Here is a 7,444-nt window from a genome sequence, read left to right on the forward strand (position 1 = left end):
AAATTTTCGATGCCGGGTGCTATGCCCGCGCATTTCTGAAGAACTTCATTTCCCCGGACAGCAGTGGGCCTTCACCGACATGACGGTTCGCCAAAGACAAATCTTCACAGCACGCCTCAACAGATCAACAAAGCGGCCGTATCAACATCCGCTCGCAGATCGCCGCGTAGAGATCCGGCAGCCGCTCCAATTCCGCCACGTCAATGCATTCGTCCACCTTGTGAATGGTGGCATTGACCGGCCCCAGCTCCACCACTTCCGCGCCCATCGGTGCGATGAAGCGGCCATCCGAGGTTCCGCCGCCCGTGCTTTGCTCCGGCTCCGTGCCGCACAACTCGCGGCACACCTGCACCACGGTATCGCGCAAGCGGCCGCCCGAAGGACAAAGAAACGGTTCGCCTGAGAGCATCCATTCGAGCGTGTAATCCAGGCCATGCTTGGCAAGGATCGCTTCGGTGCGCTTGCGCAGATTCTCTGCCGTGCTCGCCGTGCTGTAGCGAAAGTTGATCAGCGCGACGAGCGAGCCGGGAATGACGTTGGACGCGCCAGTACCGGCATTGAGATTGGATACCTGGAACGAGGTCGGTGGAAAATCCGCGTTGCCTTCGTCCCAGCGCTCCGCGGCCAGCTCGGCCAGCGCGGGCGCAAAGGCATGAATCGGATTGAGCGCCTTGTCCGGATAGGCCACGTGTCCCTGCACGCCACGCACCGTCAAGGTGCCGGACAAGGAGCCACGCCGCCCCACACGAATCAGGTCGCCGAGTTTCTCCTTGGAGGAAGGTTCACCGACGACACACCAGTCGATCTTTTCGCCGACCTCGCGCAAGTAAGCAGCGATGCGCCGCACGCCGTCCACATTGGTCGGACCTTCTTCATCGCTGGTGAGCAGCAAGCCCACTCGGCCGGGATGATCCGGATGCGTGGCGACGAAGCGCTCCAACGCGATCGTCATCGCCGCCACGCCGCTTTTCATGTCCGCCGCGCCACGGCCATAGAGTCGACCATCGCGCACGGTCGGCTCGAACGGCGGACTCTGCCAGGCGTCTTCCGGACCACTGGGCACCACGTCGGTGTGGCCAAGAAAAATCAGCAACGGTCCCTCGCCCGGCGCATTGTTCGCGCCATGCGTGGCCCAGAAATTATCCACGTCGCCATAGCGCAGATGCTCGATGCGAAAACCGAGCCGCGCCAGGCGCGCACCGATTTCCGGCAGGCAGCCGGCATCTTCCGGCGTGATGGAGCGGCGGCGGATCAGATCGATGGCGAGATCGAATACCTCAGACATATAGGGGTGCTCTGGTCCATTCTGCGTAAACGTCACCGGCACTGCCCGTTCGCAGACCATAGGGCCATCGGCGAAGGCAGACTGGCCGTCTGTCGAGACGATGGACCGAAAGTATGCGAACGGACAGTGCCGGCCCCAACGCATGGATTTTAAATGATGGGGTGATGTCCAGAAGGCCCGCAGGCTGTGCCGCGCAGCTTGAACAGACGGCCAGTCTGCCCTGCGGCGCGCAGCACAGCCTGCGGGCCTTCTGGACATCATGCCGTCTACGCAGAATGGACCAGATCACCCCTGATGCCCGAACAGTTTCTTGAAACCGTTATCGGTGAATCCTACGCTCACGGCGCCATCCGCTTGCACGACCACCGGACGGCGCACCAGCGCGGGATATTCTTTCAGCAGCAAGGTCCACTCCGGATCGGAGCCGGGGTTCTTGCGCTGCGGCAGCAGGTTGCGCCAGGTGGTGCCGGCTTTGTTGACCAGCTTTTCCCAGCCCCCGAGCTGCTGTGCCCATGCCTTCAGCGTGGCTGGCGGCACGGGATTCGCGCGGTAGTCGATGAACTCGTGTGCCACGTCAAAGCGTGTCAGCCAGTTGCGTGCCTTCTTGCAAGTATCGCAGTTGGCAAGGCCATACAGCGTGACGGTTGGCTGGATCATTACTCACCGCTCCGTAGCAGTTCGTTGATGCCGGTCTTGCTGCGGGTTTTCTCGTCCACCTGCTTGACGATGATGGCCGCGTACAGGCTGTGGCTGCCGTCCTTCGCCGGAAGATTGCCGGCCACCACCACGCTGCCCGCCGGTATGCGGCCATAGCTCACTTCGCCGGTGGCCCGGTTGTAGATACGCGTGGATTGGCCCAGGAACACGCCCATGCCGATCACGCTGCCGCGCTCGACGATCACGCCTTCGACCACTTCGGAACGCGCGCCGACGAAGCAGTTGTCTTCGATGATGGTGGGATTGGCTTGCAACGGTTCCAGCACGCCGCCGATGCCGACGCCGCCGGACAGATGCACGCCCGCGCCGATCTGCGCGCATGAACCGACCGTGGCCCAGGTATCGACCATCGTGCCGGCGCCGACGTAGGCACCGATGTTTACGTAGCTGGGCATCAGCACGGCATCCTTGGCGACATGCGCACCGCGGCGCACCAGTGCGCCAGGCACCACGCGTGCGCCAAGCGTTTCCAGTTCCGCATCGTTGCCGTGCTGGAAACGCAGCGGCACTTTGTCGAAGGCCATGGCAGGTCCGCCATCCACCACGCGATTGCCGTTGATGCGGAAATACAGCAACACCGCTTTCTTCAGCCATTGATTGACGACCCAGCCACCCTGCCCGTCGGGGGCCGCGACACGTTGCTCGCCCGATTCGAGCAGATCCATCACCTGGGTGAGTGCGGGACGCAGGTGCGTTTCGATTTCGGCCTGGGTCAGGTCGTTGCGGCGCTCGAAGGCGTCGTTGATCAGGTTTTCGATGGACTGCATGAGCGAGACTCGTGTTCGGGTCGATCATGAAGATTACAACCACTTGCCTGTCGGTGACGCGCGAGACCCCAAATTGGCTTTGTGAGCTGGAATCAAATCCCCGCGTCAGGAAGCGCATGAAGGCAGGGATTTCATCCAAGCCTACGCGCTAACCCAGCGTCATCCGCGCTTCAAATCAACGTAAGTACGATGGGGAATATCGTTCCCGCCACCAACAACACGCTGATCACGACATGTTTGCGCGTATAGCGGTATGCCATATACAGGCCAAGCAAGGTCGATACGAACAAACCCAGCGACACGAAGGCGGAGAAAATCTTCAGCGGCAAGGGATGCCGAACCGGTGCCGCCGGCTTGTTCGACGGCGCGGCGCTGACGACGGGCGCGGGTGCCGCGGCAGGCGGAGCATTCTCCATGGGGCGTGCGCGACGCTGAGGCAACACATCCGTTTGCTTCTTGTGCAATTGCGCCGCCACCGCCAGCCATGCCGGCGGTTTGTAGTCGCTGCCGCGGGAAGATTCGTGCAGGCCGAATACCTGCAATCCGCCGGTAAAGGCGAAGAACAATACGGCAGGTGCGATGAACACGCCGATGTAGAGATGAAGCTGTCGGGCAAGCTTGAGAAACGTATGCGATGCGGACATGAGGGCACAGCCTTGGGTGGCAGTTTTCAGCCAAAACAGTAAAAGGTGATTGACGATGACAAGCCGCTGGCACGGCCTGGCGGGAAATCATCCCCCGCGAGCTTGCATAGCGTGGGTGGTACAGCAGTACCTGAGCTACGCAGATAAGCTCTGTGGTCCGATCCGCTCCCGCAAAGCCTGCCACAAACGCTGTTGCTGTGTCTCGTTCAACGGCGCATTGCGGCGGTCGGTCAGCTGGAAAAAGTCCTCCACGCGCTCGCCGAAGGTGGCGATGCGGGCGTCATGCACGCGCACTTCGCAGGCCATCAGCACTTGCGTGACCGCTGCCAGCAGGCCGGGACGGTCGCTGCAGACCAGCGCCATCTGCGTGCGGCCGTCCGATTGCTTGAAGTCGATGCGCGGCGTCATCTGGAAGTGTTTGAGATGCCGGGACATGCTGCGCCGTGGCGGCATGATCGGTGCCGATTGCGACAGGGCGCGGTGCAGGCGCTGCTGCAGTTCTTCCGCGCGCTCGTGGTTTGCAGGCTTTTGCGTTTCCGCTTCCAGCAGCAGGAAGGTATCCATGGCCTTGCCATCCGGCGAGCTGAGCACGCGGGCCTCCATCACCGAGAAATGCAGGCGATCGAGCATGGCGGTGACGTTGGCGAACAGGCCATCGCGATCGGGCGCGTAGACGAACAACTCGGTACCGCCACGCACCGACAGCGGGTTCACTGCAATCAGCGGCAACTTGCCTTGCCCATGGAGAATCTGCGACGTCTGCCAGGCGATCTGCTCCGGCCGATGGCGCAGGAAACTGACCATCGGGAAGCTGTCCCATAGCTGCGCCACGGCGGCTTGGTCATTGCCGTCCGCAACCAGCATGGCCGTGGCCTGTTCGCGGCATGCCTGGGCACGCGCAGCGGCGCCGGACGAGGGTTTGGCATCGCGGCGCAAGGCATAGCGTGTGGCCGTATAGAGGTCCGCGAGCAAGCGATCCTTCCATGCGTTCCACAAGCGCGGGCTGGTACCGATGATGTCGGCGATGGTGAGCAGATATAGCTGGCCAAGGCGTTCTCGCCCACCGACGAGCTCGGCGAACCGATGCACGACGTCCGGGTCGGTGATGTCCTGCCGTTGCGCGGTGGTGCTCATCAGCAAGTGCCAGCGCACCAGCCATGCGATGCGTTCGATGTCTTCATCCGGCAAGCCAAGTTTTTTGCCGAACGCGCGTGCATCCTCTTCGCCCAGCACCGAATGATCGCCGCCGCGCCCCTTGGCAATGTCGTGGAATAGCGCGGCAAGCAGCAATATTTCAGACTTGGGCAGCGTCGACCACACTTCGCACGCAAGCGGAAATTCGGCTTGTGTCGCCGGATCGGCAAAGCGCGCAACGTTGCGCAGCACGCGCAGCGTGTGTTCGTCCACCGTGTAAACGTGGAACAAGTCGTATTGCATGCGGCCGAATACTTTGCCGAACGCAGGCAGGATCGCTGCAAGCAGGCCATGGCGATTCATGCGCCAAAGCGCATCGACGGCGGGCGCGCCATGTCGCAGCAATTGCAGGAAGGAAGCAATGACCTGTGGATCATCGGCCAATTGCGTACCCATCGCCGCCGTTGCTTGGTGGACACGGCGCATGGTGTCGGCAGTGAAGCCGATCACCCCTTTCTGGTCCAGCCTGGCAATGAAAATATCCACCAGCGCCGCGGGACGATGCGTGAATAAATCGGGATCGCGCACGGCAATGCGCACACCGTAGCGAGTGAAATCCTCGCCTACGGCTTGTGGCTCACTCGGCGGTTCCAGCATTTCCACGAAACGCTCGGCGATTTGCATCCCCAGGCGCTCCACTTGGCTGGCGGCGCGATAGTAGCCCTGCATGAACTGCTCGACGCCTAGGTTTTTTTCATGCTCGTCTTCGAAGCCGAGGCGCGCAGCGAGTGCGCGCTGGTAATCGAACAGCAAGCGTTCTTCCGGCCGCCCTGCTTCCAGGTGCAAGGCGAAGCGGTAGCGACGCAGCGTGGCTTCGGCGTGCAGCAAGGTGTCGCATTCGGCCGGATCGAGCAGGCCTTCGGTGACCATGTCGGGAAAATCGGGCGCGTGCGCCAGCCGCTTGCCGAGCCAGCGCAGTGAATCCAGCATGCGCAGTCCGCCGGGACCATCCTTGAGGTTGGGCTCGAGGTTGTACGCCGTGTCGTCGTAACGCGCGTGGCGCGCGTTGCGTTCGGCCAGGCGCGCTTGCAGATAGGCGCGTGGTGGCCACATGTCCGGCGCATCGACAATGGCGCGCAGGCTTGCATCGAGCGAAGGATCGCCGGCAAGGCGGCGCGCATCGAGCAGGCTGGTGAACACGCTCGCCTCGGCGGCGGCGAGTGACTTGCATTGCTCCGGATCGCGCACCGCATGGCCGACTTTGAGGCCGATGTCCCAGAACGTCGCGAAGCATTGCTCCAGCGCGCGCAGGCGCGATGGGTCGGCGTGCCGGACCAGCGCCAGCAGGTCGATGTCCGAATACGGGAACAACAGGCCGCGCCCGAAACCGCCGATGGCGAACAGCGCCGCGTCGTTGACGTCGCCCAGGCAGGCCATCCACACGTGCGCCACGATGCGCGTGACCGATTCGCCGCGCCGCTGCGCAAGTGCGGTGGCGTCGGCGCCGTCGCGGAAAGCCAGCGCAATGGCCCGGTCAAGGTCACCGACGAGCTGGCGCAGCGCACTGCGCGCCTCGGTGGAAACACCGGAGCGCGGGACCGCAACCGGTAGGCGAGGTAATGGCGGGAGGGAAATGGCGGACGAGGTCATCCAGAAGCTTGCCTGGCGCGTAGGTCGGGGGGAAACCCCGACATCATCGTCTAGATCGGCATGGCGATGTTGGGGGCTTGCGCCGCCACCATATCGATCAGGCATCCGGCCAAGGCGTCAGGATCTCGAACCCGTCATCCGTCACTGCAATGGTGTGCTCCCATTGCGCCGATAGCGAATGATCCTTGGTGACTACCGTCCAGCCGTCCGGCAATTGCTTGGTCTGCGGCCTGCCTGCGTTGATCATCGGCTCGACGGTGAAGGTCATGCCCTTCTGCAGCACTACGCCCGTGCCGGGCTTGCCGTAGTGCAGTACCTGCGGCTCGTCGTGATAGACCTTGCCGATACCGTGGCCGCAGTATTCGCGCACCACCGAGAAGCCGGCGGCTTCCGCATGTTTCTGGATGGCATGGCCGACATCGCCCAGGGTGGCGCCGGGACGCACGGACCGGATGCCGCGCATCATCGCCTCGTAGGTGGTCTCCACCAGGCGCTTGGCCAGCACGCCGGGCGCGCCGACGTAGTACATGCGGCTGGTATCGCCATGCCAACCGTCTTTGATGACGGTGACGTCCAGGTTGATGATGTCGCCATCCTTCAGCACCTTGCCGGGGCTGGGAATGCCGTGGCAGATCACATGGTTGACCGAGGTGCACAGGGTCTTGGGAAAACCGTGATAGCCCACGTTGGCAGGAGTCGCCTTCTGCACGTTCACGATGTGCTCGTAGGCGAGCCGGTCCAGGTCCTCGGTGGTGACGCCGGGTTTCACGTGCTCCTTGAGCAGGGCCAGCACTTCGGCTGCCAATTGGCCGGCAACGCGCATGCCTTCAAGGTCTTGGGCGGATTTGAGGGTGATGGCCATAGGTCCGTTTGAATATGGCGGCAAGACGACTAAAAACCAGTTCAACTTGCCGCAAAGCGGTGGTTCCGGCTACAATTTCCGGGTTTTGCGGACCGCTTCCGGCCTATTCGGGCCCACACGGCGCAAAGCGAGGCGGGATTGTAACCGCCATGCGGTACAAGCCCAACCAATGCCACACACGTATCGGCACCGTCTTCGGGGTGCTGTAGCTGCCCTTCTCCAAGCCACGGGCACTACGGTCGAAGCCGGGGATACGTGGAGGTCCCAACCCCCGGGCCATTCGAAAAAGGCCCACTGCAGGAGTACTACCATGGCTCAAGTCACCATGCGCCAGATGCTGGAAGCTGGCGTGCATTTCGGTCACCAGACCCGCTACTGGAACCCG

At 62.7% G+C, this 7,444-nt stretch carries 6 protein-coding genes; all 6 read right to left on the reverse strand.

Translation table 11 applies throughout. The features are described from left to right. Positions 1-124: 124 nt before the first annotated feature. Positions 125-1,285 (reverse strand): succinyl-diaminopimelate desuccinylase, encoded by a 1,161-nt coding sequence (gene dapE / locus V7M64_RS21700; RefSeq protein ID WP_333682201.1) that lies wholly within the window; start codon positions 1,283-1,285, stop codon positions 125-127. A gap of 285 nt (positions 1,286-1,570) precedes the next feature. Next, a complete protein-coding gene (locus V7M64_RS21705) occupies positions 1,571-1,942 on the reverse strand; it encodes a Spx/MgsR family RNA polymerase-binding regulatory protein (protein WP_333682202.1) in 372 nt (123 codons plus the stop codon). Beyond that, on the reverse strand, positions 1,942-2,769 hold the full coding sequence (gene dapD, locus V7M64_RS21710; protein ID WP_333682204.1) for a 2,3,4,5-tetrahydropyridine-2,6-dicarboxylate N-succinyltransferase: 828 nt from the start codon (positions 2,767-2,769) through the stop codon (positions 1,942-1,944). The genes V7M64_RS21705 and dapD overlap by 1 nt, the downstream gene beginning before the upstream one ends. Positions 2,770-2,939: 170 nt before the next feature. Continuing rightward, the gene (locus tag V7M64_RS21715) at positions 2,940-3,413 is read right to left on the reverse strand and encodes a PepSY domain-containing protein (protein ID WP_333682205.1); all 474 of its coding nucleotides are present in this window, start codon (positions 3,411-3,413) and stop codon (positions 2,940-2,942) included. Positions 3,414-3,548: 135 nt separating this feature from the next. Next, positions 3,549-6,197 (reverse strand): [protein-PII] uridylyltransferase, encoded by a 2,649-nt coding sequence (gene glnD / locus V7M64_RS21720; RefSeq protein WP_333682207.1) that lies wholly within the window; start codon positions 6,195-6,197, stop codon positions 3,549-3,551. A 97-nt stretch (positions 6,198-6,294) separates the two neighbouring features. Beyond that, positions 6,295-7,059, reverse strand: a complete 765-nt coding sequence (map, locus tag V7M64_RS21725; protein WP_333682208.1) for a type I methionyl aminopeptidase — start codon at positions 7,057-7,059, stop codon at positions 6,295-6,297. Between the last annotated feature and the right edge of the window lie 385 nt (positions 7,060-7,444).

This window comes from Dyella sp. (assembly GCF_036746095.1).
In the GTDB taxonomy this organism is placed as follows: Bacteria; Pseudomonadota; Gammaproteobacteria; order Xanthomonadales; family Rhodanobacteraceae; genus Dyella_B.

Bases quoted from the DNA above. Each gene is read 5' to 3' on its own strand.
- dapD (WP_333682204.1), bottom strand. From the start codon at position 2,769: ATGCAGTCCATCGAAAACCTGATCAACGACGCCTTCGAGCGCCGCAAC.
- V7M64_RS21705 (WP_333682202.1), bottom strand. From the start codon at position 1,942: ATGATCCAGCCAACCGTCACGCTGTATGGCCTTGCCAACTGCGATACT.
- glnD (WP_333682207.1), bottom strand. From the start codon at position 6,197: ATGACCTCGTCCGCCATTTCCCTCCCGCCATTACCTCGCCTACCGGTT.
- dapE (WP_333682201.1), bottom strand. From the start codon at position 1,285: ATGTCTGAGGTATTCGATCTCGCCATCGATCTGATCCGCCGCCGCTCC.
- V7M64_RS21715 (WP_333682205.1), bottom strand. From the start codon at position 3,413: ATGTCCGCATCGCATACGTTTCTCAAGCTTGCCCGACAGCTTCATCTC.
- map (WP_333682208.1), bottom strand. From the start codon at position 7,059: ATGGCCATCACCCTCAAATCCGCCCAAGACCTTGAAGGCATGCGCGTT.